The sequence below is a fragment of the Gordonia asplenii genome (assembly GCF_012933505.1).
Taxonomy (GTDB): domain Bacteria; phylum Actinomycetota; class Actinomycetes; order Mycobacteriales; family Mycobacteriaceae; genus Gordonia; species Gordonia asplenii.
This window is the reverse complement of the sequence record NZ_JABBNB010000030.1, coordinates 1-24,955: the sequence shown is the minus strand read 5'-3', so window position 1 is coordinate 24,955 and position 24,955 is coordinate 1. Positions and strand designations below refer to the sequence as shown.

Sequence of the window (24,955 nt, the reverse complement as noted above, 5' to 3'; positions counted from 1 at the left end):
GCGTCCATCGCCTTTACGAGTCGTGGGACAAGATTCTGGTCGACCGACCATGTGTGTCGGGAAACGGCCTATCACCGCGGTTATGTGCGGAACAATCGCTGTCATGCAATGGTCCGACATCTTTACGGCGACGATTCAATCCGTTCCCGAGATCATCACCGACATCGAACATCACTGGTGGGTGTACGCGACGATGCCGATTATCGCGGCACTCATCGGTTACGGCACCAAGATCGTGGCCATCAAGATGATGTTCCGGCCGCAGAAGTTCAAGGGCATCGGCCCGATCGGGTGGCAGGGCATCATCCCCAAACGGGCGCCGGAGATGGTCGAGGTGCTCTGCGACACCCTGACCGGCCGGCTGATCTCGTCCCAGGAGATCATCGAGCGCGTCGACGGCGCCGAACTCGCGGCGCTCATCGATCGACCGATGCGTGCCGAAGTGGCGCGGATCGTCCGCGACGTCGCCGAGGAGTACCAGCCGGCGGCGTGGAACATCCTGCCCAGCCCGGCGCGCGACCTCGTCGTGGAGAGGACGCAGCGCGCCGCACCCGATGCCGTTGTGTCCCTGGTGGATTCGCTGACCGAAAACATCGACGAGGTGTTCGATCTGCAGGCGATGGTGACCAAGGAGTTCCTTGCCGATCCAGACACCCTGGAGAAGATGTTCCTGGAGGTCGGCAGCCGCGAGTTCGCCTTCATCCGGCGCAGTGGCCTGTTCTTCGGTTTCCTCATCGGTCTGGTCCAGGTTTGCGTGTGGCTGATCTTCCGCAGCCCGATCATGATGCCGCTGTTCGGCCTGTTCACCGGTTGGTTCACCGACTGGGCCGCGCTGCGCCTGATCTTCAACCCGAAGGAGCCGAAGAAGTACTTCGGCGTGATCAAGTGGCACGGACTGTTCCTCAAGCACAAGATCCCGGTCTCGCAGGAATACGGCGTGCTGATCGCAACGCGCGTGCTTACCGCTGACCGGCTGGTCCGCGGATTGTTTGAAGGACCGCACCGCAAGAAGCTCGTCGACCTGTTCGCGGGGATCATCGAAGAGTCGCTGCGCGACGAGGTCGGCGACGTCGACAAGATGGTCGAATCCCAGGTCGGCGACTTGTCGGGACTCAAAGAGCTCGGCGTGGGCCCGGTCTCGGTGGGCAACCTGTTGGGGGCGGTCACGGGTGCGGCCAGTGTGCCGCTCAAGGGCGTCACCGGAGTCGGGCTCGATGTGCTGCAGATCCAGCCGATGTGCCAGGCCGCGGCCGAAGACCTCGTCGATGTGATGCCGAAGCTGATGGCCGGCCCGGCCGAGGAGTATCTCGATTCGGCGTTACGCATTAAGGAGACCATGGTCGAGAAGATGGTCGCCATGACTCCGGAGGAGTTCGAGGGCGTGCTGCGTCCGGCCTTCCAGGCCGACGAGAACACCCTGATCATGGTCGGTGCCATCCTGGGCTTCCTCGTCGGTGACCTGCAGGTGGTGCTGATGGAGAACCTGGTCCACTAACTCCATTGGTGTGAACTGCATCACAACGCGTTGCGTAAACTTACGCGTCTGCGTAATGTCTTAGTTACGCAAACGCGAACACCAACAAGGAGTGATCAGCATGGCAAGCAGCAAGAAGTCGACCAAGTCCACCGAAGGCAAGAAGGCCAAGAAGACCCAGGAAGCTCACATCACCAACTTCCTCTCGTCGGTCATCGACTCCACCAAGGATCTCGTCGACGACCTGCTCGAAACCGCGGGCGACGTCGAGAAGGACGTTCGTGAGCGCGCCGACGACGTCCGCGAGACGGTCACGCCGTCGAACATCGACATCGAGTCGCTGCGCAAGCAGGTCCGCAACCTGTCCGATCAGGTGGAGAAGCTCGCCAACCTGCGCGTTTCGACTAAGTGATCGACGCGCTTTCCCGCGCTGACGTCCGGCCGAGGTCCTAAGACCGCGTCCGGGCGTTTGTCGTGTTCGGCGACGATTAGGCTGGGACGATGACGCCGGCAACGGGCGTGGCAGGCGCGGATATGAGGACGGCAGATGTCTGACGACGAAGAATATTTGATCAAGCGGTACTCGAACCGCAAACTGTACGACTCGGTCCGGCGCAAGTTCACGACGCTCGACGAGGTGGCGGCGTTACTCGACGACGGGAAGAAAGTCGTTGTGCGCGACCATGACTCGGGTGTCGATCGTACCGACGAGGTGCTCGCGCAGGTGCTCCGGCGCAAAGCGCAGTCGACGCCGGGGTCGTCGAATTTCCTGGCCGATCTGTTGCGGGCGCCGGCTGACGTCGCCAAGACCGTCGTCGAGGGGACGGGTTTGGACAGCCGCATTTCAGATATCGGTTCGGAGAAGAAGGAGGAGGCGGTGACCGGAAAACGAACAAGCTCCGCCGACATCGCCGCGCTGGTGAACGCCGCACGAGCGTTGGCCGGCGGGGATACCGACAAGTCCAACGGTCTCAACGAAGCCAACGCCCAGATCGAGCGGCAGGAGGCCGAGATCCAGGAGCTGCGCGATCAGGTCGCGCAGCTGACCGAGGCGGTGACGCTGCTCCTCAAGCAGCAGACCGGGGAGTGATCATCGCCTTGGGCAGCCGGCCGAACCGGTGCCACGCGAGCCGTTGCGCCAGCAGCGTCGCGGTTCCCGCGATGAGTAGTCCGGCGACGTTCACCGCCAGTTGAACGAACGCCGACCAGGTCTCGGCCCAGGCGCCCACCGCGAGGGTCAGGCCGAGGGTGGCCACCGCGGGCACGGTCGTGACGGAGATGAACACGCCGACCAACGCCGCTGACTTCGACGAGGTCAGCGACAGCACGCCCGCACACCCGGCGAGCAGAGCGATCAGGAACGACCAGATGTCGGGGGCGACGATGAACTCGGTGAGCTCGCCGGTGGTCGCCTTGGTGAAGTCGATCCAGCCGAGTGCGTAGGCGATCGCCCACAGCATCCACGTCAGAGCGCAGGCCAGCAGGAATCCGCCCAGCAGAGTGCCGAACGCGCGAGGGATCAGCGATAGACGCCCACGCACCAGGGCGATGCAGACGGCACTGATCGGGGCGAACTCCGGTCCGACGACCATCGCTCCGACGATGAGGATGGGCTGATCGGTGTACCGCCCGACACTGGCGATCAGCGTCGCCAGCAACAGAAATCCGATGAACGACCACGACCAACGCGAACTGTCCCGGGCCTGGTCTTCGATCTGCTCCCAGACGAGGGCGTCGTCGGGATGGCCGGGTGCGTGGGCCTCGGCCGCGTGCGCGGCGTCGGAGATCGTCGTCAGCGGCTCGGTGAGGGTGATCGATCCCGACCGTTCGATGCCCAGCGCACGAAGCCCGGCGAGGACTGCATTGGCGTTCTCGCGCGCGACGTCGAACAGCAGCAGACCGTTGTCGGCTGTACCGGCCAATTGCACGACGTCGGCGACGGTGGGATCGTCGTCGACGAGTGCACGGGCGGCGTCGCAGAGGTGAGCGGGCGCAATGACCCGGATGTTCAGCACAGGCGAGATTCTGCCCGGTACCCGAGCGTGTACGCCAGCTGCGTGGGGGGCTGGCCGCTCGCGAAAACCCGTCGATATTTGTTCCGGCAAGGGCATTCTGCCCTTGGTGACCTGCTATTTTGCCGACTTTCCCACGCCGGCTCGCCGCGCGTACCACGACGCCTCCGTCACTCACCTGCGCTGAAATAGCGGTCTCTGGTCTCGGATAGCGCACGATGTTTCATACGTGCGGTTGCCCGGTGGGTCGTAACGTGTCTCGCGTGAGGGATCTGCCGGGCGGGCATCGCCGATGATGGAGCCGGAACCGAAGAGGGCACTTGCGCGTCCGACCGCGCGCGGGCGGGAGACGCTGGCGGCGATCGAGGCGGCGGCGCGAAAGGTCATCGAGGACAAGGGCTTCCTGCGACTGACGGTCAGTGATATCGCTGCCGAGTCGGGCCGGTCCTCGGCGTCGTTCTACAACTACTTCGACTCCAAGGAAGATCTCGTCAGGTACTGGGCGAAAGGATTCCAGGACGAGGTCCGTGAGCGGGTGGCTCCCGCGTACGAACACGGGCTCACGGCGCGTGATCGAATCGATCGTTCTGCCCATGCGCATTGGGACACTTACCGAGATCGGCTGGCGGAGATGATCGCGATCAGTCAGCTGGCGATGGTCGATGACGATTTCGCCCACTATTGGCACGACCTGTGCGGTGTTGCGATCGACGGCATCGCGCAGACGATCGTGCGCGCGCAGTCGGACGGATACTGCCCGGGGATCAGGCCCGATGTGACGGCGGAGGCGATCGTCGCAATGCTCAACCAGTTCTGCTACGAGCAGCTGGCTGACCGCCGTCACGGCCGTGGGGTGGCGGAGGACGTGGCCGTGTCCACGCTCGCGGACATCTGGTATCGAGCCATCTACTGGTATCCGTAGCCGCCGACCGGACACTCGTCCGCGCCGGTCGAGGGGTTTCCAAAATATGAATCTGACGTTAGTATCAGGTCTGTCGAAAGGTGTGACCATGACCACAGATCGTCCCTTTGAATTCCGGGGCTTCAACCATCTGGCACTCGTCTGCTCCGACATGCAGCGGACCGTGGACTTCTACTCGGGCGTCCTGGGGATGCCGCTGACCAAGACGGTCGAGCTGCCCGGCGGCTTGGGACAGCACTTCTTCTTCGATGCCGGTAACGGCAACTCGCTTGCCTTCTTCTGGTTCACCGAGGCCCCCGACGGGATCCCGGGTGCGTCGGCACCGGTCGAGAAACCCGGTTTCGGCGAGTGGATCAGCGCGGTCAGCTCGATGAACCACATCGCGTTCGACGTACCGGCCGAGAAGTTCGTCGAGTACCGCCGCAAGCTCAAGGAGGCCGGAGTCGCGGTCGGTCCGGTGGTCAACCATGACGACAGCGAGACCCAGGTCGCGAGACAGATGCATCCCGGCGTGTACGTGCGGTCGTTCTATTTCCAGGATCCTGACGGTATTCTCCTCGAATTCGCCTGTTGGCTCCGGGAATTCACGCCCGACGACGTGGCGCATACACCGCGGACAGCGAGTGAGCGACGGATCCGAGCCCTGGCGAATCAGCGGTGAGAATCGAACGCGACTGGGTCGCGCTCGATTCGTCCACGGCGGCGCGGCACGGCGCGGGCGGCCATCCGTGCCAGGGGGTGTATCACCGGCCGGCCGGCGCGATGCCGAAGACGGCGATGATCGCCGCGCATTATGCGATCGACTTCTCCGAGCACTATCTCGCCGAATACATGGCCCAGCGGGGCATCGGATTCTTGGGCTGGAACACCCGTTTCCGCGGGAACGAGCACACCTTTCTGCTCGATCACGCGCTCGTCGACATCGGACAAGGGGTGCGCTGGCTGCGCGAACAGGGTGTGGAAAATGTCGTGCTGCTGGGGAACTCGGGTGGCGGTTCATTGATGGCCGCCTATCAGTCACAGGCCAAGGAGGCGAATGTCCGGCCGCTAGACGGCATGCGCCCGGCGACCGGCGTGGAAGACCTGCCCGCGGCCGATCTCTATGTGTCCACCGCCGCGCACCTGGGGCGTCCAGAAGTACTGACGAACTGGTTCGATCCGTCGGTAACTGACGAAAACGATCCACTGGCAACCGATCCCGAGCTCAGCCTGTTCCGAGATGGGCGCACGCCACCGTTCGACGCCGAGTTCATCGACCGGTACCGCGCGGCTCAGGTGGCCCGCAATCATCGGATCACCGACTGGGTCAAGAAGGAGCTCGCGCGCGTGCAGGAGGCTGGATATCACGACCGGCTCTTCAACCTGTACCGCGCGTGGGCCGATCCGCGGATGGTTGATCCGTCGATCGAGCCGACGAATCGAGAGCCGAATTCCTGCTACGCCGGTGTTCCGGCAAGGGCCAACTACTCGATCTTCGGCATCGCCGGCACCAATAGTCTGCGCACCTGGCTTTCGCTCTGGAGTCTCCAGGATTCGCAGACCAGTGCGGCTCCCCACCTCGGGCGGATCACCGAACCCGCACTGGTGATCAATGCCGACGGCGACACCGGTGTGTTTCCCAGCGATGCCGCAGCCATCGTGGCCGCCTTGGGATCGAAAGACATTCAGCAGCATGTCATCTCGGCCGACCACTACTTCCGGCGGCCGAACGGCGACGACGGCGCCCGGGTCGAGATGGCAGATCTCGTCGCGGGCTGGATCGCCGACCGGCTGAACTAGCGACCCGGGGCACGAGTGCTCCGACACGAGACACCAGCCTCACCCGACTTCCGCGAAAGAGAAACGGCGACATGGACATACGGATGTGGGAATCGATCGCCTCGATGACCGAGCACTGGGCGGTGGTCCAACCCGATGCGATCGCGGTCGCAAGTGTCGCAGGCCATCGGCAGACTTTCGCGGGATTGGACCGTCGTGCGTCGCAGCTCTCGACCGTTCTCGCCGGAATTCCCGGGCCGATCGCGTATGTCGGTGCCGACCCGGTGACGTGGGCAGAGATCATGGTCGCGGCCAGCAAGACCGGCATCGCGGCGGTCCCGATCAACTGGCGGCTGTCACCGAGCGAGGTCGATCGTCTGCTCCGTCACTGCCGACCGACGGTCGTGGTGGCCGACGTGGCGTTTGCGGCGCTGGTGAATCCGGCGCTGTCGAATGAGTCGGTGACCGTGGTGTTCGACGCAGAGCGAGACCGTGTCGGAGAATATGCCGATTGGGGCGCGGACGGGCCCACTGAAGTTCCCGCCCGCGATCACCCGGCCGACGAAGATGTCCTTCTCATGTACACCTCTGGTACCTCCGGCACACCCAAGGCGGTACGCGTCACCAACGGCCAGATCGCGGCGAATCTGGCCGCCGCGTCTCCCTGGGTCATTGACGACAACTCGGTGATCTGCGTTCCGGCGCCGCTGTTCCACTTGTCCGGAACCGGTTGGCTCTTCTACTGCTTGGGTCGCGGCGCCCGCTTCGTCGGTACCGGCGGCGCGTCACCGGCGAGCGTGCTCGCGACCATGGTGGAGGTAGGGGCCACCCACATGCTGACGGTGCCGGCAATCCTGCAGGAGATGGTGCGTGTACCCGAGGCGGCGACCATCGAGCTGCCCCAACTGCAGACCCTCATCTATGCGGGGTCACCGATGCCGCCGGCGTTGATCGTCGAGGCGCAATCGGTCCTCGGCTGCGACTTCATCCAGAGCTATGGCATGACCGAGACCTGCGGTCCCATCACATTTCTCGACATCGAGGATCACCGGACCGGCGGCGCGCGGCTGGCATCGGCCGGGCGGCCGGCCGCCGGTGTCGAGATCGCGGTGCGGGTACCCGGAACCGCTGGCGATGCCGCCATCGGGGAGACCGGCGAAGTCTGGACGCGCAGCCCGCTGGTCACGCCCGGATACTGGCAGAACGACGAGGACAACGTCAAAGCCTTCGATGCGGATCGGTGGTTCCGTACCGGGGATGCCGGACACCTCGACGCTGACGGCTATCTCTATCTGACCGACCGCATGTCGGACATGATCATCACCGGCGGCGAGAACGTCTACCCGGTCGAGATCGAGAACGTGCTGGCCGAGCATCCGGCGGTCAGTGAGGTGGGCGTGTTCGGGATGCCGCATCACCGTTGGGGCGAGACCGTGGTGGCGGTGGTTGTCGCCGCCGACGCAACCGACCCGGACCCGAGGGAATTGATCGCGTACTGCCGGGAGCGGATCGCGCACTACAAATGCCCGACACACGTGGAGGTAGTCAACGAGCTGCCGCGCACGGCCAGCGGCAAGGTCGTCAAACACCGACTACCAGACCTCGTGGCAGAGCGGGCCGACACCTGATGCGCATCGTCGATATTCGCGAGCGCAGTGTGCCGCTTCGTGGAGCGATCAGCAACTCGGTGGTCAGCTTCGCCGATCACACGGTGTCGCTGGTCGCGGTGATCAGTGATGTGATCCGTGACGGCCGCCCAGTCGCAGGGGTGGCTTTCAACTCGATCGGCCGATTCGCTCAGAGCGGCATCCTCCGAGACCGGATGATACCGAGAGTGCTTGCGGCACCACCAGAAACATTGCTGGACACCGATAGCGGGCGGATCGATCCAGCGCGGGTGCTGGCATCCGCGATGCGCGACGAGAAGCCCGGAGGGCACGGCGATCGCGCAGCGGCTGCCGCGTCGATCGAACTGGCGTGCTGGGATCTGCTGGCCAAGATCGACGATGTACCCGCGCATGCCATCATCGCCGATCACCATGGCAGACAACCGAATAGCGCTGGAGTTCCGGTGTATGCCGCGGGCGGCTATTACCGCAGCGACGGGGATGACCGAGGACTCGTCGATGAGGTGTGCGGCTATCTCGATGCGGGCTATCAGGCGGTGAAGATCAAGATCGGCGGCGCGCCGCTGGACGAGGATCGACGCCGCATCGAGGCAGTGCTGAGCGTCGTCGGTGATGGCGGACGGCTGGCCGTCGACGCTAACGGGCGTTTCGACTGTGCGACTGCGCTGGCGTATGGCCAGGCGCTGGAGCCGTATCGGCTGCGCTGGTACGAGGAACCGGTCGACCCGCTGGATCTGCGGTCGCATCGTGAACTCGCCGGGGCATATAGCGGCGCACTCGCGACGGGTGAGAACCTCTTCTCGGTCGGCGATACCGTGAATCTCCTTGATTTCGGCGGACTTCGGCCCGATCGCGACCTGTTGCAGATGGATGCGGGGCTGAGCTATGGCCTTACCGAGTACGCCGCGATGATCGATCTGATGGAGCAGCGAGGGTTTGATCGCAGGCAGGCGGTGCCGCACGGTGGGCACCTGATCAATCTGCACATCGTCACTGGTATGGGACTCGGTGGCTGCGAGGCGTATCCGGGTGTATTCGCACCTTTCGGCGGGTACACGGACGACTGCGCGGTCGTCGACGGCGTCATCACCCCGGGACAGCGCCCAGGATTCGGACTCGAAGGCAAACCAGGTCTGGACGTCGAGATCGGGGCACTGTTGGGATGAGCGACGCCGAGGAGAGCCAGGTACACCGCGCTGCACCCATGTCGGTAGCCGTGGTCGGCTGCGGTGCAATGGGCTCGGTGTATGCGGGACGATTAGCTCGTGCCGGTCACCATGTGATCGTGGTCGACCGAGGGGCCGATCACGTGGCTGCCATCAGCACCGCGGGCCTATATGTCGATGGCCCGGACGGGGAATTCGGAATTCGACTGCCTGCCTACACATCCGTACCCGACGTGCCAGTCGATCTGGTCGTGCTCGCGGTCAAAGCAGCGGGCGTCGCGGCCGCAGCGCGGTCACTTGGGCCGCTCCTCGGCACTGACACAGTGGTCCTGACAATTCAGAACGGATTGGGTTCGGCGGACCTCGTGGCCGAACATGTCGGGGCGGATCGGCTGGCGGTGGGGATCGCCAGCGGCTTCGGCGCCGCGCGCACCGGACCCGGCCGTGCACACCACAACGCGATGCGAGCCATCCGACTCGGCAGCTATGCGGGACTCAGCGGAGAACGCGTCGAACGGGTTGCGCAGGCCTGGAGGGCTGGCGGTTTCGATGCGGAAGCCGTATCGAATATCGCTGCGATGCAATGGGAGAAGCTGATCTGCAACGTCGCGTACAGCGCACCATGCGCGCTGACCGGAATGACGGTCGGCGAGGTGATCGATGATGCCGTTATGGCCCCGATCAGTCAGGACGCAGCGACAGAGGCCTGGACTACGGCCCGTGCGTTGGAGATCCCGATCACCGTCGCCGATCCAGTGGAGTTCGCGATCGCGTTCGGCCGGCAGATGCCGGACGCCAAGCCGTCGGCACTCCTCGATCATGAAGCGCTGCGCCCGAGCGAGATCGGGGTGATAAACGGTGCCGTGCCGGTCGAGGCCGCCAAGGTCGGATTGCATGCGCCGGTCAATGCCACGTTGGCAGCACTGGTGCTGACGGTCGAATCCCGCTGGGACACAAGGTCGTAGTCGTCCTGGCCGGTAACGGAGTGCCGGCCGGGACCCGCAGGCGAAAGTGGCCGGGCACGCCAGTTCGTTCGCGCTGTGTTCCAGGCGCCACGCTGCTACCGGATACCGACAGTTGCGCGCCTCGGGGCCGCAACACTGCCTGCCGATGTCTCAGTCGGTCCAGCGACCCAACAGCGTTGTCGCGTGTCCGGCCAGCGCCCCCTGTAGGAACGGTCCGAAGCTGATCCGGCCGACGCCGAGCGGGCCGAACGACGCCGGATCGTCGACGCCGGGCAACGCGATCGCATTGACCGGCAGGCGCAGTTCGCCGGTGAGCCGACGTTGCGTGTCGGGGTCGTGGCGCCCGACCGGGTACAGCGAATCGGCGCCGGCGTCAGCGGCCTCGTTGAGGCGGGCGATGACGCGTTCGACTCGGTCCGAATCGTCGCCGTCGTTGCGGATGAAGAGGTCCGTGCGTGCATTCACGACGACGTGCACGCCGGCATCGTCGGCTGACTTTCGCAGTTCGCCAACGAGTTCCGCGTGTTCGGTCGATGTTCGCAGGCGTCCGCCCTCGCTGTGCACGGTGTCTTCGATATTGAGGCCGACGGCCCCTGCGTCGAGGAGTCCGGTGATCAACCGCTGCGCGGTCTCGCCGTAACCCGACTCGATGTCGACGGAGATGGGGACGTCGACGGCAGCGGTGATCTGTGCGACCCGGGTCAACAGATCGTCGAAGGTAAGGCCTTCGTTGTCGGGTTTGCCGATCGAGTCCGAGACCGGGTGGCTGCCTACGGTGAGTGCGGAGAATCCGGCGTCGACGGCGAGCTTTGCCGACCAAGCGTCCCAGACGGTGGGCAGGACGACGGGGTTTCCGGGCTGATGCAGGGCGAGGAGGGTGTCGGCGTAGCCGCGCAGGGTGTCGGTGGGGGTAGTCATGTGTACTGCCTACTCCGTGGGTACGACATCGTCGAGAGTTTCGCGCGGTCCGGTTCAACTGTGAGCTCAGCCACAACGCATTGCGTAATCAATAACGCGGTGCGTAAAGTATTGATTACGCAAACGGGAACACCTCAACCAAGGAGACACTGACATGGCTACCAAGACCACCACCACCAAGACCGCCACCGCCACCAAGGCCAAGGGCACCAAGAAGAAGAGCGCCAAGCAGACCGCTCACCTGGCTGACTTCCTGTCGTCGTTCGTCGATTCGACCAAGGATGTTCTCGACGATCTGATCGATACTGCCGCCGACGTGGAGAAGGGTACTCGTCGCCGCGTCGTCGACATTCGGGACTCTGTGCGCCCGACCGACAAGAACATCGAGTCGATTCGCAAGCAGGTCATCTCGCTGACCGATTCGGTCGAGAAGCTCTCGATCGTCCGCAAGACCGCGTGAGACAGACGAACACAGCTCTGAAAACAATCCCCTGACCGTGGAGAATCTCTCCACGTCGTCGGGGGATTTTCATGTCCGGGGCCCACTGCTTCCGTTGTTGAGCGAGCGCCTCTTCCGTTGGTTGAGCGAGGCGAAGCCGAGTCGAAACCCGGGCATGGCGCGCGAGTTTGAGTGTGTCGCGTGGTTTCGACACGGGCCTTCGCTTGCGCTCCGGCCCGGCTCAACCGGCGGGTGGCACTCACGTGACTTGTCTCACAACGCATTGCGTAATCAATAACGCGATGCGTAAAGTATTGATTACGCAAACGGGAACACCTCAACCAAGGAGACACTGACATGGCTACAAAGACCACCACCAAGACCGCCGCTACCGCCAAGGCCAAGGGCACCAAGAAGAAGAGCGTCAAGCAGACGGCTCATCTGGCTGACTTCCTGTCGTCGTTCGTCGACTCCACCAAAGATGTTCTCGACGACCTGATCGACACTGCCGCCGACGTCGAGAAAGGCACTCGCCGCCGCGTCGTCGACATCCGCGACTCTGTGCGCCCGACCGACAAGAACATCGAGTCGATTCGCAAGCAGGTCATCTCGCTGACCGATTCGGTCGAGAAGCTCTCGATCGTCCGCAAGACCGCGTGAGACAGCCGAACACAACTCTGAAAACAATCCCCCGGCCCGAGGAGAATCCCTCCTCGTGACGGGGGGTTTTCAGTTGTTGCGGGGCGGGGGACTACAACCCGCGGATGAACCGGGCCGCCTCGCTGACCGCGCGCCTCGACTCCGGCGTGAGATACGGGAACATCTGGAACACGTGACCTTGATCCGGCCACTCCTGTAACTGCACGAACCCGCCCGCGACTCGCAATTCGTCGTAGATGCCACGCGCGTCGTCGGCCATCACCTCGCGCGCGCCGACCTGAATCAGCGTGGGCGGCAACGACATTCCCGCGGTGATCGGCGCGATGACGCGCGGGTCGTCGCGCTGGACGCGACCGGTGTAGAGCTCGAGGAAGCGTGCGGCGGCCGCCGCATCGATGATCGGATCCCGAACGCCGCGCGCCTGCCGGTTCACCGCGAGACCGAACGTCGGGTCGAGCAGCGGCGAGAACAAGACCATTCCGCCGGGTTGCGCCGTCCCGGTCCGATGATTGTCGGCGAGTAGGTCCAGCGCGAGATGCCCGCCCGCGGAATCGCCCGCGACGACGATGTTCTCCGGCCGATACCCGAGGTCGAGCAGCCAGTGGTAGCCGCGGATGGTGTCGTCGCCGCCCGCCGGCTGGTGATAGCGGGGGCCGAGCCGATAGTCGAGGCTGAACACGGCGCGACTCGTCCGCTGCGACAGTCTCGACACCAGTCCGCGATGCGTCCGCGGCGAGCAGACGACGTAACCGCTGCCGTGCAGGTAGTAGATGATCGACGCCGACGCCGGGTCCACCGGTCTTTCGACATCGGGTCCGTAGACCCACTCGCCGCGTACATGTTCGACCGGTCGGCCGGGCAGGGTGCCGCGCACCGACACCGATACCGGGCGCGCAGTGGTCCCGCGAGGTGTCGGACTGAGCGCGACCAGCGTCGAATTCACCGCGGGACGCAATGTGGTCACCATCGCCGGTGCGAATGCCGGCGGAATCAGCTCGACCGCGGCCATCGCCCGCGGCGCGACCAGCGAGAGGTAGCCGTTGACCATCCGGGAACGCACTGATCCGTGTGGACGCAGCCAGTCGTCGTGGCGCGCGGCCGCCGGCGACGTCGAGCGACGGGCCGCGCAGCTGATGGTCGGCCGACCGGTGGCGGCCGGGAGCGGCGGCGAGGCAAGTATTGACACAAAGTCACCATAAGATGTCAAAGCTGGGGCCACGCACCGAATCGCGAACTTTCCCGACCCGATCACCGCAGGTCAGCGCCCAGCCGCGGCAGCCTTCGGCAATTGATTTCGATAGTTGCGCCCAAGCGTGCGAAAATACAACCAATGCTCTCGTGGGCAGTAGGCATCGAGAAGCCTGGCCACCAAGCCCGGTGTTCCGATCCGAATTCGGTCAGCAACGACGCTGGCCCGGACGTCGCTACCAGAAACACCTGGGCGACGCTCGCGACATCACGGCGACTGCAGCCCAGCCGCCGCAAGCGAGCGCACCCGTAACCCCTGGGTTCGCGCGAAGTATGTCCGGATGATTCTTGTCGTTGAATTTCGCGGCGCAGCGTCGCGCACAGAGTAGGGGCAATAATGAAGCAGGCTCCCGGCCCACAGGGGCTGTACGATCCGGCCAACGAACACGACGCATGTGGCGTCGCGTTCGTCGTCGACATGCATGGACGACGCAGCCGCGACATCGTCGAAAAGGCGATCACCGCGCTGGTGAACCTCGAGCACCGCGGCGCGGCGGGTGCCGAGCCGAACACCGGCGACGGCGCGGGCATCCTGATCCAGGTTCCCGACCGGTTCTTCCGTGAGGTCGTCGACTTCACGCTGCCCGAGCAGGGGGAGTACGCGACCGGCATCGCGTTTCTGCCGCAGGGCAGCGAAGACGCCCGCCACGCGGTCGCCGGCGTCGAGAAGATCGTCGAGGCAGAGGGCCTGCAAATCCTCGGTTGGCGTGACGTGCCGACCGACGAGTCCTCCCTGGGCGCGCTCGCCCGCGATGCGATGCCTACCTTCAAGCAGGTCTTCATTGCCGGCGCGTCGGGTATGGAACTCGAACGCCGGACCTACATCATCCGCAAGCGCGTCGAGCACGAACTCGGCAACAAGGGTGCGGGTCAGGGCGCCGAAGCGTCGGAGACCGTCTACTTCCCCAGCCTGTCCGGCCGGACCTTCGTCTACAAGGGCATGCTGACCACCCCGCAGCTGCGCGACTTCTACCTCGACCTGCAGGACGGTCGCGTGGAGAGCGCGCTGGGCCTGGTCCACTCGCGGTTCTCCACCAACACCTTCCCCAGTTGGCCGCTGGCGCACCCGTATCGTCGGGTCGCCCATAACGGTGAGATCAACACCGTCAACGGCAACGAGAACTGGATGCGTGCCCGCGAAGCGCTCATGGACACCTCGGTGTTCGGCGAGGACGTCAGCGAGAAGCTCTTCCCGATCGTCACCCCGGGAGCGTCGGACACCGCTCGCTTCGACGAGACGCTCGAACTGCTGCACCTCGCCGGCCGATCGCTGCCGCACGCCGTGCTGATGATGATCCCCGAAGCGTGGGAACGCCATGAGTCGATGAAGCCCGAGCACCGCGCGTTCTACGAGTACCACTCGGCACTGATGGAGGCCTGGGACGGTCCGGCGTCGGTGTGTTTCACCGACGGCGACGTGATCGGCGCCGTGCTCGACCGCAACGGACTGCGCCCCTCGCGTATCTGGGTCACCCGCGACGGCCTCGTCGTGCTCGGCTCGGAGGTCGGCGTCCTCGACATCGACCACGCCGACGTCGTGCAGAAGCTGCGTCTGCAGCCGGGCAAGATGTTCCTGGTCGACACCGTGCAGGGCCGCATCGTCGACGACGTCGAGATCAAGGACCAGCTCGCCGCCGAACACCCGTACGAGCAGTGGCTCGCCGAGAACCAGGTCGGCCTCGCCGATCTGCCGTCGCCGCCGCACACCCACATGCCGCACGACCGAGTCGCGTTGCGCCAGCAGGTGTTCGGCTACAGCACCGAAGATCTCAACCTGCTCGTCTCGCCGATGGCGCGCACCGGCGCCGAGGCGATCGGTTCGATGGGCACCGACACCCCGATCGCGGTTCTCTCCAACCGCCCGCGGATGCTCTTCGACTACTTCCAGCAGCTGTTCGCCCAGGTCACCAACCCGCCGTTGGACGCCATTCGCGAAGAGGTCGTGACCAGCCTCGGCATCCGTCTCGGTGCCGAGCACGACATCCTCAACCCGGACGCGACGTCGTGCCGGCAGATCGTCGGCGCCTCGCCGATCATCGCCAACGACGACCTCGCGCGTCTGGTCGAGATCGACGTCGAGAAGTACCCGGAGTTCCGACCGATCGTGATCCGCGGCCTCTACCCGGTCGCCGAGGGCGGCACCGGACTGCGGACCGCGCTCGACGCCGTGCGCGCCGAGGCGTCGAAGGCGATCGCCGACGGCGTGCGGATCATCGTGCTGTCCGACCGCGAGTCCGACGAGACTCTCGCGCCGATCCCGTCGCTGCTGCTGATGTCGGCCGTGCACCATCACCTGGTCCGCGAGAAGACACGCCGTTATGTCTCGATCGTCGTGGAGAGCGGTGATGCCCGCGAGGTGCACCACATGGCCACCCTCGTCGGCTTCGGTGCGGCTGCGATCAACCCGTACATGGCCTTCGAATCGATCGAAGACCTGCTCGAACGGGATGCACTCGGTCTGCCGGGCGCCACCGGCGACCTCGCGACCGACTTCGCCAAGGCCCGTGCCAACTACATCAAGGCAGCCGGCAAGGGCGTGCTGAAGGTGATGAGCAAGATGGGCATCTCGACTGTCGGTTCGTACACCGGTGCCCAGTTGTTCCAGGTCATCGGCCTTTCGCAGGAAGTCACCGATGAATTCTTCACCGGGCTGAACAGCCAGCTCGGTGGCATCGGTCTCGACGAGATCGCCGCCGACGTCGCCGCGCGCCACCAGTTGGCGTTCAGCGAGCGGCCCGCCGAGCGCGCCTACCGTGAACTCGAAGTGGGCGGTGAGTACCAGTGGCGTCGCGAAGGCGAATACCACCTGTTCAACCCGGACACCGTCTTCAAGTTGCAGCACGCGACACGCACCGGCCAGTACTCGATCTTCAAGGAGTACACCAAGCTCGTCGACGACCAGTCTCGCCGGATGGCTTCGCTGCGCGGACTCTTCGACTTCAACTTCGGTGACCGCGACCCGATCCCGATCGACAAGGTCGAACCGGCCAGCGAGATCGTCAAGCGATTCTCCACCGGTGCGATGAGTTATGGCTCCATCTCGGCCGAGGCCCATGAGACGCTCGCCATCGCGATGAACCGCCTCGGCGGCCGCTCGAACTCGGGTGAGGGCGGCGAAGACCCGCGCCGCTTCCACCACGACGAGAACGGCGACTGGCGGCGCAGTGCGATCAAGCAGGTCGCGTCGGGCCGCTTCGGCGTGACGTCGCACTACCTGAGCAACTGCACCGACATCCAGATCAAGATGGCGCAGGGCGCGAAACCCGGTGAGGGCGGCCAGCTTCCGCCGCACAAGGTGTACCCGTGGGTCGCCGAGGTCCGCGGTTCGACGCCGGGCGTCGGGCTGATCTCGCCGCCGCCGCACCACGACATCTACTCGATCGAGGATCTCGCACAGCTGATCCACGACCTGAAGAACGCCAATCCGAAGGCCCGCGTCCACGTGAAGCTGGTCTCCGAGGTGGGCGTCGGAACGGTCGCCGCGGGTGTGTCGAAGGCACACGCCGACGTCGTGCTGATCTCCGGTCACGACGGCGGCACCGGAGCCACGCCGCTCACCTCGCTCAAGCATGCGGGTGCACCGTGGGAGCTCGGTCTGGCCGAGACCCAGCAGACGTTGCTGCTCAACGGACTTCGCGATCGCATCGTGGTGCAGGTCGACGGTCAGCTCAAGACCGGCCGCGACGTCGTGATCGCCGCGCTGCTCGGTGGCGAGGAATTCGGTTTCGCGACCGCGCCGCTGGTCGTGTCGGGCTGCATCATGATGCGCGTGTGTCACCTCGACACCTGCCCGGTCGGTGTGGCCACCCAGAACCCGCTGCTGCGTGAGCGGTTCGCCGGTAAGCCGGAGTTCGTCGAGAACTTCTTCCTGTTCATCGCCGAAGAGGTTCGGGAACTGTTGGCGCGCTTGGGCTTCCGCACCCTGGCGGAAGCTGTCGGCCAGGTCGAGGCGCTCGACACGGCAAAGGCGTTGGCGCACTGGAGTTCGGCGAAGGCCGGCAAGCTCGACCTGTCGCCGATCCTGGCCTTCCCGGCTTCGCCGTTCATGAACCAGGACCTGTATTGCACCGGCACCCAGGACCACGGTCTGGACAAGGCCCTCGACAACCAGCTGATCGCGCAGGCGCGAGAGGCGATCGACACCCAGAAGCCGGTGTCGTTCACGTCGAAGATCACCAACGTCAACCGCACCGTCGGCACGATGCTCGGCCACGAGGTCACCAAAGCCTATGGCGCCCACGGACTTCCGGACGGCACCATCCGTATCGACTTCACCGGGTCGGCGGGCAACAGCTTCGGTGCGTTCGTGCCCAAGGGCATCACGCTGCGGCTGGCGGGCGACGCCAACGACTTCGTCGGCAAGGGACTCTCCGGCGGCCGGATCGTCGTTCGGCCGGCGGCTGCCACACCGGAAGGCTTTGTCGCAGAAGACAACATCATCGCGGGCAACGTCATCGGTTTCGGCGCGACGTCGGGGCAGATCTTCCTGCGCGGCGTCGTCGGTGAGCGGTTCTGCGTCCGCAACTCGGGCGTGACCGCCGTCGTGGAAGGCGTCGGCGACCACGGCTGCGAGTACATGACCGGTGGTCGGGTGGTGGTCCTCGGCGACACCGGACGTAACTTCGCGGCCGGCATGTCCGGTGGCGTGGCCTATGTCTACGACCCGCGCAATGTGTTGTCGGAGAACCTGAATCGCGAGCTCGTCGACATCGAGGAACTCGACGACGACGACGTCGCGTTCCTCACCGACATCATCGCCCAGCACCGCAACGAGACCGAATCGCCTGTCGCCGCAGCGATTCTCGACAATTTCGACACGAGCGCCGGGAGCGGAGCGAGCGGGCTCAATGACACCGCGAAGGCCGCCTTCCGCAAGGTGATGCCCCGCGACTACAAGCGAGTCCTGCTGGCGATCGAAACCGCCGAACGGACCGGCCGCGACGTCAACGACGCGATCATGGAGGCTGCAAACAATGGCTGACCCACGTGGATTCCTCAAGCACACCGACCGCGAGACCCCGGATCGCCGGCCCGTCGACCTGCGCCTGATGGACTGGAAAGAGGTCTACACCGACTTCGACAAGTCCGCCCTCAAGACGCAGGCCAGCCGGTGTATGGACTGCGGTATTCCGTTCTGCCACAACGGCTGTCCGCTCGGAAACCTGATTCCGGAGTGGAACGACCTGGTCTACCGCGACCGGTGGGCCGACGGCATCGACCGGCTGCACGCGACCAACAACTTTCCGGAGTTCACCGGTCGCCTGTGCCCGGCTCCGTGTGAGGCGTCGTGCGTGCTGGGCATCAACCAGCCGCCGGTGACCATCAAGCAGGTCGAGGTGGAGCTCATCGAGAACGCCTACTCGAGTAACTGGGTCACACCGCTGCCGGCCACCGAGAAGACCGGCAAGAAGGTTGCCGTCGTCGGGTCGGGTCCGGCCGGATTGGCTGCGGCGCAGCAGCTTACGCGTGCCGGACACGACGTCACCGTCTTCGAGCGGGCCGACCGCATCGGCGGATTGATGCGCTACGGCATCCCCGAGTTCAAGATGGAGAAGCACTACATCGACCGCCGCCTGGAGCAGATGGAAGCCGAGGGCACCGTCTTCCGGGCCGGCGTCAACGTCGGCGTCGACGTGACCGTCGAGCAACTGCGCGGCGACTTCGACGCCGTCATCCTGGCCAACGGTTCGACCATCGCGCGTGACCTGCCGGTGCCGGGCCGCGAGCTCGACGGCATCCATCAGGCGATGGAGTTCCTGCCGCAGGCCAACCGCATCCAGCACGGCGACGAGGTGGTCGACCAGATCACCGCGACCGGCAAGAAGGTGGTCATCATCGGCGGCGGCGACACCGGCGCGGACTGCCTCGGCACGTCGCTGCGGCAGGGTGCCGAGGTGGTGCACCAGTTCGAGATCATGCCCAAGCCGCCGACCGAGCGCGCCGAGTCCACGCCGTGGCCGACCTACCCGCTGATGTACCGCGTGTCGTCGGCGCACGAAGAGGGCGGCGATCGCGTCTACTCGGTCAACACCGAGAAGTTCGTCGGTAGCGACGGCAAGGTCACCGCACTCAAGGCCCACGAGGTCAAGATGAACGCGGGACGGTTCGAGAAGGTCGAAGGCAGTGACTTCGAGATCGAGGCCGACCTCGTGCTCTTCGCGATGGGCTTCGTCGGGCCGGAGCGGGGCGACCTGCTCGACAAGCTCGGCGTCGAATACGACGCTCGCGGCAACATCAAGCGCAACGACAAATTCGAGACCACCGTCCCCGGTGTGTTCGTCGCGGGTGACGCGGGCCGTGGTCAGTCGCTCATCGTGTGGGCGATCGCCGAGGGCCGATCGGCCGCGGCTGCCGCCGATGAATTCCTGACCGGATCGTCGGATCTGCCCGCACCGATCGTTCCGACTCAGGTCGCACAGCGCTAGATAGTCAGACGCAACGCAGTCGCGAGCCCGGACATATGTCCGGGCTCGCGGTCTTTGCGGGAAAAGACGGGTTCGCCGACGTAGGCGAAGATAACTACACTTGCACCGTCGAACGCGCCGAAGAACACTCGGCGGGCTCGGAAGGAGATGAACGTGGTCATGCGACGCGGCCTTATCGTGTTGGCGGCAGTGGTATCGGCGCTCACCGGGGGACTGGTCATGCCCGCGGCGACTCAGGCGCAGCCCACGTCGGGATGCCCGAAGATCTTCGTTCTCGCGGTGCCCGGCACGTGGGCGTCCGGCCCGGGTGTGTTGGGTTCGGTCATCTCCGGACTGGGGCCGCAGACGCAGGTCGAGATCGTCGGATACAACGCGACCGCCTTCCCCTGGGAGAACGGCGGCGCCATCTACGGACATTCCAAGGCGCAGGCCGCCGCCAATACCCGCGGACTCGCGCTCGCCATGCTGCGTCGCTGTCCCGGCGCCCGGATCGCGCTGACCGGCTACAGCCAGGGCGCCGACGCCGCGGGTGACGTCGCATCGGAGATCGGAACCGGCCAGGGCGTGATCCGACCGAGCCAGTTCGCGGGGGCGGTGCTCATCTCAGATCCGCGGCGGTCGCGGCGCGACGCGCTCGTCGGGCCGCCGCTGACCGGTCAGGGAAGCGGCGGCGCGCGGCTCAACGGATTCGGGTGGGTCAGCAACAAGACCTTCACCATCTGCGCACCGCAGGACCTCTACTGCAACGTTCCGCGGGACTACTACGTCACCCGCATCGTCGGCTACCTGGCCGAGACGAGTGATCCGACGCCCAGTCAGATCGCGCAGTATCAGGGTGAGGCGGCAGCCATCTTCGTCGACCTGACGCTGCGCGGCGGGCTGGGCGCCATTCCGGGCGAGTTGAGCAACGCCAAGGCACGCGAGCAGATCATCGAGTTCAACCGGTTCCTCGAGTCGGGCGCCCACTCGGACTACACCAGATTCGAAGTGAAGCCCGGCGTGACCGCGGTGGCCTGGGCCCACAACTTCCTCGCGAAGCTGCGGTAACCGAAGGCTCGCAACTCGCATGTCGACGCACGTGCGTTCATCCGTTCGTCCTACACGGGTAACGGCGTCGATGCCCTACTCGATAGTTCATATGTAACGCTTGCTGGGCAGTGCCTAGTGTCGTTGGCCACTTCTTCGCCATTGGAAGTGCGCCATCGAGAATTGCCACTACAGTTGAACGTAGAAGATTGACCGCCAGCTGCAACCCGCAGCAGAGTAACTCCCGGGGAGTGATTGATATGAGGCACGCATCCGCACGTCTCAGTCATCGTAAGTCGTTGTCGTTGACCACCATCGCGGCCGGACGCCTGCGTCGTCCACGCGTGTCCCGCCTGTTTCCCGAGGAAGCCGAGCGGTTGATCACGAGCGCGGAGCTCAAGAGCCTCACCTCATAGCGGCGGGGCGTGCGCTACTCGCCGATGACGCGGGCGCTCTCGCCTTCGAACTCGACCGTGTCGCCGACGACCAGTTGCCGCCCCCGCCGGGTCTCGACTTCCCCGTTGACACTGACCATTCCGTCGGCGATGACAGCTTTGGCGTCTGCGCCCGAGTCGATCAGATTAGCTAGTTTCAAGAACTGTCCCAAGCGAATTGAGTCGTCGCGGATCGGAATATCGCTCACCGCTGCGATTGTAGTGTCGACTGCCGTGCCTGTCCGACCCGGAGGCTACCGTTGACCCATGGCAGTGGACACGGTGCGGGCGCGCGAGGCGAACTGGCGCTCGAATGACCTGATCGAACATATTCGACGTCCCCGCGGGTTCGGCGCCGACGCCCCGCGTATCGCCGCGACGGTTCTCGGCGTGCTCGCGGGATTGTCCCTGGCGTCGAGCATCCTGCCGCCGTTTCGGCGTCTCATCCATGTGCCGCGCGACTTCATCGACAGCTTCATCATCTCGATGCCCGACACGAGCTTCGCGTGGGCGTTCGTGCTCGCCATGGTCGCCATCGCGCTGGGTCGGCGCAAGCGGATGGCCTGGTGGATCTTCGTCGGCTATCTCGTACTCTTCATGGCGTCGAACGTCGTGTACCTGTTCGACCCGATCGCCTCGCAGTTCGACGTCGACGACACCGAACGCATCAGCATCTACGTGGGTCTCGGGTTCGACGTCGTCGCGTTGGCCTTTCTGATCGTCACCTACCGCCAGTTCTATACGCGCGTGCGGCGCGGCGCCGGATTGGCAGCGCTCGCGGTGCTGTTCGGCGGGCTTGCCGTCGCCACCCTGATCGGCTGGGGACTGGTGATGCTGTTCCCGCGTGACCTGCAGCACGGTGAGCGCCTGGCCTACGCCCTCAACCGGGTGGTCGCGTTCGGGTCGGTCGACTCGCGGACCTTCGACGGTCACCACACCTATCCGCCGATCAACGGACTGCTCGGCTTGTTCGGGGCGCTCGCCTTGATGGCCGCGGCCGTCGTACTACTGCGCTCGCAGCGTCTCAAGTCGTTCATGACAGTCGACGACGAGCGGCTTGTCCGGGCCCTGATCACGACGTTCAACGACGACGATTCGCTCGCGTACTTCTCGACGCGGCGCGACAAGGCGGTGGTGTTCGCGCCGGACGGTCGGGCAGCGATCACCTACCGCGTCGAACTCAGCGTCGGCGTCGCCGGTGGTGACCCGATCGGCGACCCGCAGTCGTGGCCGGCCGCCATCGAGGCTTTTCTGACCCTGTGTGACCGCTACGGATGGCATCCGTCTGCGATGGGCGCGAGCTCCCGCGGCGCGCAGGCCTACCATCTCGCCGGGTTCAGCAGTCTCAGCATCGGCGACGAGGCGATTCTGCACACCGCGGGTTTCAGCCTCAACGGTCCGACGATGAAGAGTGTGCGACAGGCGGTGACCCGCGCCAAACGGGCCGGTATCGGCGTGCGGATCAGACGTCATTCGGAACTGTCCGACGCCGAGCGCGCCGAGATGGTGTCCCTTGCCGACCAGTGGCGCGACACCGAGGACGAGCGCGGCTTCGCCATGGCACTCGGCCGGCTCGGCGACGATCAAGACGGCAATTGCCTTCTGGTGGAGGCGGTTTCGGGGTTGGAGACCGACCATCCGAAGGTGGTCGGTATGCTGTCCTTCGTGCCGTGGGGGCGCACCGGAGTGTCACTCGACGTCATGCGGCGCGACCGCGAATCGGTCAACGGCATCGTCGAGCTGATGGTCAGCGAGCTGGCCCGCAACGCCGAGGACGTCGGCGTGACCGATATTTCGCTGAACTTCGCGACTTTCCGCGCGTTCTTCGAACAGGGCAGCCAGATCGGCGCGGGACCGGTGATGCGGCTGTCGTACTCGGTATTGATGTTCGGCTCCAAGTTCTTTCAGATGGAATCGCTGTACAAGTCCAACGCGAAATACTTCCCGGACTGGGTGCCGCGCTACCTCTGCTACGAAGACTCGCGGATGATCCCGCGGGTGGGTCTGGCCAGCGTGGTGGCCGAAGGCTTCATCACATTGCCGTCGTTGACCTGGCGGCGCCGCCAGTACGTAGCGGGCCAATCGTCGGTGCCCGCGGGTGTGGACCTCGGTGCATTGCTCGTTCAGCTCGACGTCGAGCGCGTCGCCGACAAGGAGACCTCGCGTCGCCCGGAACAGGTCCGGGTGCGGATGGCGAAGTTGCAAGCGTTGCGCGACAAGGGAATCGATCCCTACCCGGTCGCCGATCCGCCGTCGCACACGGTTGTCGACGCGATGTCGAGCGAAGCGGGCACCGGGGTCGTCGTCGCGGGGCGCGTCACCCGGGTGCGTGACTTCGGCGGGGTGGTCTTCGCGCAGTTGCACGATTGGTCGGGCGAGGTACAGGTCCTGGTGGAGCCCGCCGCGCTGCGGCCCGGAACTGAAGACTTCGCCGCGAGCGTCGATCTCGGCGACCTGATCAGCGTCACCGGACCGATGGGAACCAGCCGAACCGGCGTGACGTCGGTGCTGGCGACGTCGTGGACGATGATCGGAAAGTGCCTGCATCCGTTGCCGGACAAGTGGAGTGGGCTCACCGACCCGGAGTCGCGGGTGCGGCAGCGGTATGTGGATCTGGCGATCAACGCCGACAGTCGGCGCCTGCTCAAGACCCGCAGCACGGTGGTGCGCGCGCTGCGCGACTTCCTCGACAACCGAGACTTCATCGAGGTGGAGACGCCGATCCTGCAACGGATTCACGGCGGCGCCAACGCCACGCCGTTCCTGACGCACATCAACGCCTACAACCTCGACCTGTATCTGCGTATCGCCCCCGAGCTCTACCTCAAGCGACTCTGTGTCGGCGGCGTCGAGCGGGTCTTCGAAATCGGCCGCAATTTCCGCAACGAGGGTGTCGACTTCTCGCACAATCCGGAGTTCACCTCGCTGGAAGCCTATGAGGCGCACAGTGATTACCGCAAGATGCTCGACCTCACCCGGGACATGATCCAGTACGCGGCGACCGCCGTGCACGGATCGCCGAAGATCGTGCGCACCGACGATGCGGGCGAACGGGAGTGGGTCGACATCTCCGGACAGTGGCCGGTGCGTTCGGTCTACGACGTCGTGACCGACGGCGTCGGAGTCGAGGTGACGCCGTCGACGACCGTCGAGGAACTACGCGAACACAGCGCGCGCGTTGGCGTTCCGATCCGCCCCACGTGGGATGCGGGGCAGATCGTGCAGGAGTTGTACGAGCACTTCGGCGAGGCGCTGACCACCACGCCGACCTTCTACATCGACTTCCCGTCGTCGGTGTCGCCGCTGACCCGACCGCACCGCAGCATCGACGGCGTGTCGGAGCGCTGGGATCTGGTCGCCTGGGGCGTCGAGCTGGGTACCGCCTATACGGAACTCACCGATCCGGTGGAACAGCGCCGCAGGCTGACGGCACAGTCGTTGCTGGCCGCGGGCGGTGACCCGGAAGCGATGGAAATCGACGAGGACTTCCTGCAGGCGCTCGAATACGCGATGCCGCCGACGGGCGGTCTGGGACTCGGGGTGGACCGCATCGCGATGCTGATCACCGGCCAGTCGATCCGCGAGTCGCTCGCATTCCCATTGGTGAAGCCGGTTTAGGGCCCGGTGTTGGGGCCGGGATTCGCTGCGGCAGGCCCTCCGCTGGTTGAGCCGTGAGGAGCGTTAGCGACGAGCGTGTCGAAACCGTGGTGCCCGTCCGGTGGTTGAGCCGTGAGGAGCGTTAGCGACGAGCGTGTCGAAATCATGGTGAGATGAATTGCCAGCTGTCGCTAGGTGTTTGGTGTGCTGGCATCGTCGGGTTGCGTGGTTTCGACACGGGCCTACGCTAACGCTCCGGCCCGGTTCAACCAGCGGAGTGGAT

Annotated in this window: 21 protein-coding genes; 16 read left to right on the top strand and 5 right to left on the bottom strand. The window is 65.1% G+C overall.

From position 1 onward, the window contains the following. Positions 1-103 precede the first annotated feature (103 nt). From HH308_RS22835 to HH308_RS22825, 3 genes are all read left to right on the top strand, one after another. The gene (locus tag HH308_RS22835; protein WP_170196558.1) at positions 104-1,495 is read left to right on the top strand and encodes a DUF445 domain-containing protein; all 1,392 of its coding nucleotides are present in this window, start codon (positions 104-106) and stop codon (positions 1,493-1,495) included. Between the two features lie 100 nt (positions 1,496-1,595). After that, on the top strand, positions 1,596-1,886 hold the full coding sequence (locus HH308_RS22830) for a YtxH domain-containing protein (RefSeq protein ID WP_170196557.1): 291 nt from the start codon (positions 1,596-1,598) through the stop codon (positions 1,884-1,886). 135 nt (positions 1,887-2,021) lie between these two features. Continuing rightward, positions 2,022-2,564: a polyhydroxyalkanoate synthesis regulator DNA-binding domain-containing protein gene (locus tag HH308_RS22825; RefSeq protein WP_170196556.1), complete on the top strand. Its 543-nt coding sequence runs from the start codon at positions 2,022-2,024 to the stop codon at positions 2,562-2,564. Here HH308_RS22825 and HH308_RS22820 read toward each other — a convergent pair. Continuing rightward, positions 2,542-3,489, bottom strand: a complete 948-nt coding sequence (locus HH308_RS22820; protein ID WP_312870818.1) for a DUF389 domain-containing protein — start codon at positions 3,487-3,489, stop codon at positions 2,542-2,544. The genes HH308_RS22825 and HH308_RS22820 overlap by 23 nt on opposite strands. 292 nt (positions 3,490-3,781) lie before the next feature. On the opposite strand from HH308_RS22820, the gene HH308_RS22815 reads away from it, so the two are divergent. From HH308_RS22815 to HH308_RS22790, 6 genes are all read left to right on the top strand, one after another. Then, complete coding sequence (locus tag HH308_RS22815; protein WP_170196620.1) at positions 3,782-4,408, top strand: TetR/AcrR family transcriptional regulator; 627 nt, start codon at positions 3,782-3,784, stop codon at positions 4,406-4,408. Between the two features lie 88 nt (positions 4,409-4,496). Further along, entirely contained in the window at positions 4,497-5,069 is a 573-nt protein-coding gene (locus tag HH308_RS22810) for a VOC family protein (protein WP_170196554.1), read from the top strand. Next, positions 5,066-6,187, top strand: coding sequence for an alpha/beta hydrolase family protein (locus HH308_RS22805; RefSeq protein WP_170196553.1), 1,122 nt, complete (start codon positions 5,066-5,068; stop codon positions 6,185-6,187). The genes HH308_RS22810 and HH308_RS22805 overlap by 4 nt, the downstream gene beginning before the upstream one ends. A 71-nt stretch (positions 6,188-6,258) precedes the next feature. Then, on the top strand, positions 6,259-7,794 hold the full coding sequence (locus tag HH308_RS22800; RefSeq protein WP_170196552.1) for a class I adenylate-forming enzyme family protein: 1,536 nt from the start codon (positions 6,259-6,261) through the stop codon (positions 7,792-7,794). After that, positions 7,791-8,960: an enolase C-terminal domain-like protein gene (locus tag HH308_RS22795; RefSeq protein ID WP_170196619.1), complete on the top strand. Its 1,170-nt coding sequence runs from the start codon at positions 7,791-7,793 to the stop codon at positions 8,958-8,960. The genes HH308_RS22800 and HH308_RS22795 overlap by 4 nt, the downstream gene beginning before the upstream one ends. Before the next feature lie 38 nt (positions 8,961-8,998). Continuing rightward, a complete protein-coding gene (locus tag HH308_RS22790) occupies positions 8,999-9,925 on the top strand; it encodes a ketopantoate reductase family protein (RefSeq protein WP_170196618.1) in 927 nt (308 codons plus the stop codon). Between the two features lie 150 nt (positions 9,926-10,075). Here HH308_RS22790 and HH308_RS22785 read toward each other — a convergent pair whose 3' ends face one another. Next, entirely contained in the window at positions 10,076-10,843 is a 768-nt protein-coding gene (locus HH308_RS22785) for an isocitrate lyase/PEP mutase family protein (RefSeq protein ID WP_170196551.1), read from the bottom strand. A 154-nt stretch (positions 10,844-10,997) separates the two neighbouring features. Between HH308_RS22785 and HH308_RS22780 the strand changes: the two genes are divergently transcribed. Both HH308_RS22780 and HH308_RS22775 read left to right on the top strand, forming a co-directional pair. Beyond that, positions 10,998-11,303: a hypothetical protein gene (locus tag HH308_RS22780; RefSeq protein ID WP_170196550.1), complete on the top strand. Its 306-nt coding sequence runs from the start codon at positions 10,998-11,000 to the stop codon at positions 11,301-11,303. 336 nt (positions 11,304-11,639) lie between these two features. Beyond that, positions 11,640-11,942 carry a hypothetical protein gene (locus tag HH308_RS22775; protein WP_170196549.1) on the top strand — a complete coding sequence of 101 codons (303 nt, stop codon included), beginning with the start codon at positions 11,640-11,642 and terminating at the stop codon, positions 11,940-11,942. Between the two features lie 91 nt (positions 11,943-12,033). On the opposite strand, the gene HH308_RS22770 is transcribed toward HH308_RS22775, so the two are convergent. Further along, the gene (locus HH308_RS22770) at positions 12,034-13,128 is read right to left on the bottom strand and encodes an alpha/beta hydrolase (protein WP_312870817.1); all 1,095 of its coding nucleotides are present in this window, start codon (positions 13,126-13,128) and stop codon (positions 12,034-12,036) included. Between the two features lie 399 nt (positions 13,129-13,527). On the opposite strand from HH308_RS22770, the gene gltB reads away from it, so the two are divergent. Then, positions 13,528-18,171 carry a glutamate synthase large subunit gene (gene gltB, locus HH308_RS22765; protein WP_170196548.1) on the top strand — a complete coding sequence of 1,548 codons (4,644 nt, stop codon included), beginning with the start codon at positions 13,528-13,530 and terminating at the stop codon, positions 18,169-18,171. Then, a complete protein-coding gene (locus tag HH308_RS22760) occupies positions 18,164-19,615 on the top strand; it encodes a glutamate synthase subunit beta (RefSeq protein WP_170196547.1) in 1,452 nt (483 codons plus the stop codon). Before gltB ends, HH308_RS22760 begins: the two co-directional genes overlap by 8 nt. Here the strand turns inward: HH308_RS22760 and HH308_RS22755 are convergent. Continuing rightward, complete coding sequence (locus HH308_RS22755; RefSeq protein ID WP_170196546.1) at positions 19,612-19,776, bottom strand: hypothetical protein; 165 nt, start codon at positions 19,774-19,776, stop codon at positions 19,612-19,614. The two genes, HH308_RS22760 and HH308_RS22755, sit on opposite strands and share 4 nt — an antisense overlap. Here HH308_RS22755 and HH308_RS22750 point away from each other — a divergent pair. Next, positions 19,775-20,662 (top strand): cutinase family protein, encoded by an 888-nt coding sequence (locus tag HH308_RS22750; protein WP_170196545.1) that lies wholly within the window; start codon positions 19,775-19,777, stop codon positions 20,660-20,662. The genes HH308_RS22755 and HH308_RS22750 overlap by 2 nt on opposite strands. A 239-nt stretch (positions 20,663-20,901) precedes the next feature. Then, positions 20,902-21,057 carry a hypothetical protein gene (locus HH308_RS22745; RefSeq protein ID WP_170196544.1) on the top strand — a complete coding sequence of 52 codons (156 nt, stop codon included), beginning with the start codon at positions 20,902-20,904 and terminating at the stop codon, positions 21,055-21,057. 14 nt (positions 21,058-21,071) lie between these two features. Here HH308_RS22745 and HH308_RS22740 read toward each other — a convergent pair whose 3' ends face one another. Then, entirely contained in the window at positions 21,072-21,284 is a 213-nt protein-coding gene (locus HH308_RS22740; protein WP_170196543.1) for an RNA-binding S4 domain-containing protein, read from the bottom strand. 58 nt (positions 21,285-21,342) lie between these two features. Here HH308_RS22740 and lysX point away from each other — a divergent pair, with 58 nt between their 5' ends. Then, positions 21,343-24,693 (top strand): bifunctional lysylphosphatidylglycerol synthetase/lysine--tRNA ligase LysX, encoded by a 3,351-nt coding sequence (gene lysX / locus HH308_RS22735; protein WP_170196542.1) that lies wholly within the window; start codon positions 21,343-21,345, stop codon positions 24,691-24,693. Positions 24,694-24,955: the final 262 nt, after the last annotated feature.

Bases quoted from the DNA above. Each gene is read 5' to 3' on its own strand.
- HH308_RS22750 (WP_170196545.1), top strand. From the start codon at position 19,775: ATGCGACGCGGCCTTATCGTGTTGGCGGCAGTGGTATCGGCGCTCACC.
- HH308_RS22775 (WP_170196549.1), top strand. From the start codon at position 11,640: ATGGCTACAAAGACCACCACCAAGACCGCCGCTACCGCCAAGGCCAAG.
- HH308_RS22790 (WP_170196618.1), top strand. From the start codon at position 8,999: ATGTCGGTAGCCGTGGTCGGCTGCGGTGCAATGGGCTCGGTGTATGCG.
- HH308_RS22830 (WP_170196557.1), top strand. From the start codon at position 1,596: ATGGCAAGCAGCAAGAAGTCGACCAAGTCCACCGAAGGCAAGAAGGCC.
- HH308_RS22745 (WP_170196544.1), top strand. From the start codon at position 20,902: ATGAGGCACGCATCCGCACGTCTCAGTCATCGTAAGTCGTTGTCGTTG.
- HH308_RS22760 (WP_170196547.1), top strand. From the start codon at position 18,164: ATGGCTGACCCACGTGGATTCCTCAAGCACACCGACCGCGAGACCCCG.
- HH308_RS22815 (WP_170196620.1), top strand. From the start codon at position 3,782: ATGGAGCCGGAACCGAAGAGGGCACTTGCGCGTCCGACCGCGCGCGGG.
- lysX (WP_170196542.1), top strand. From the start codon at position 21,343: ATGGCAGTGGACACGGTGCGGGCGCGCGAGGCGAACTGGCGCTCGAAT.
- gltB (WP_170196548.1), top strand. From the start codon at position 13,528: ATGAAGCAGGCTCCCGGCCCACAGGGGCTGTACGATCCGGCCAACGAA.
- HH308_RS22835 (WP_170196558.1), top strand. From the start codon at position 104: ATGCAATGGTCCGACATCTTTACGGCGACGATTCAATCCGTTCCCGAG.
- HH308_RS22785 (WP_170196551.1), bottom strand. From the start codon at position 10,843: ATGACTACCCCCACCGACACCCTGCGCGGCTACGCCGACACCCTCCTC.
- HH308_RS22755 (WP_170196546.1), bottom strand. From the start codon at position 19,776: ATGACCACGTTCATCTCCTTCCGAGCCCGCCGAGTGTTCTTCGGCGCG.
- HH308_RS22825 (WP_170196556.1), top strand. From the start codon at position 2,022: ATGTCTGACGACGAAGAATATTTGATCAAGCGGTACTCGAACCGCAAA.
- HH308_RS22810 (WP_170196554.1), top strand. From the start codon at position 4,497: ATGACCACAGATCGTCCCTTTGAATTCCGGGGCTTCAACCATCTGGCA.
- HH308_RS22780 (WP_170196550.1), top strand. From the start codon at position 10,998: ATGGCTACCAAGACCACCACCACCAAGACCGCCACCGCCACCAAGGCC.
- HH308_RS22800 (WP_170196552.1), top strand. From the start codon at position 6,259: ATGGACATACGGATGTGGGAATCGATCGCCTCGATGACCGAGCACTGG.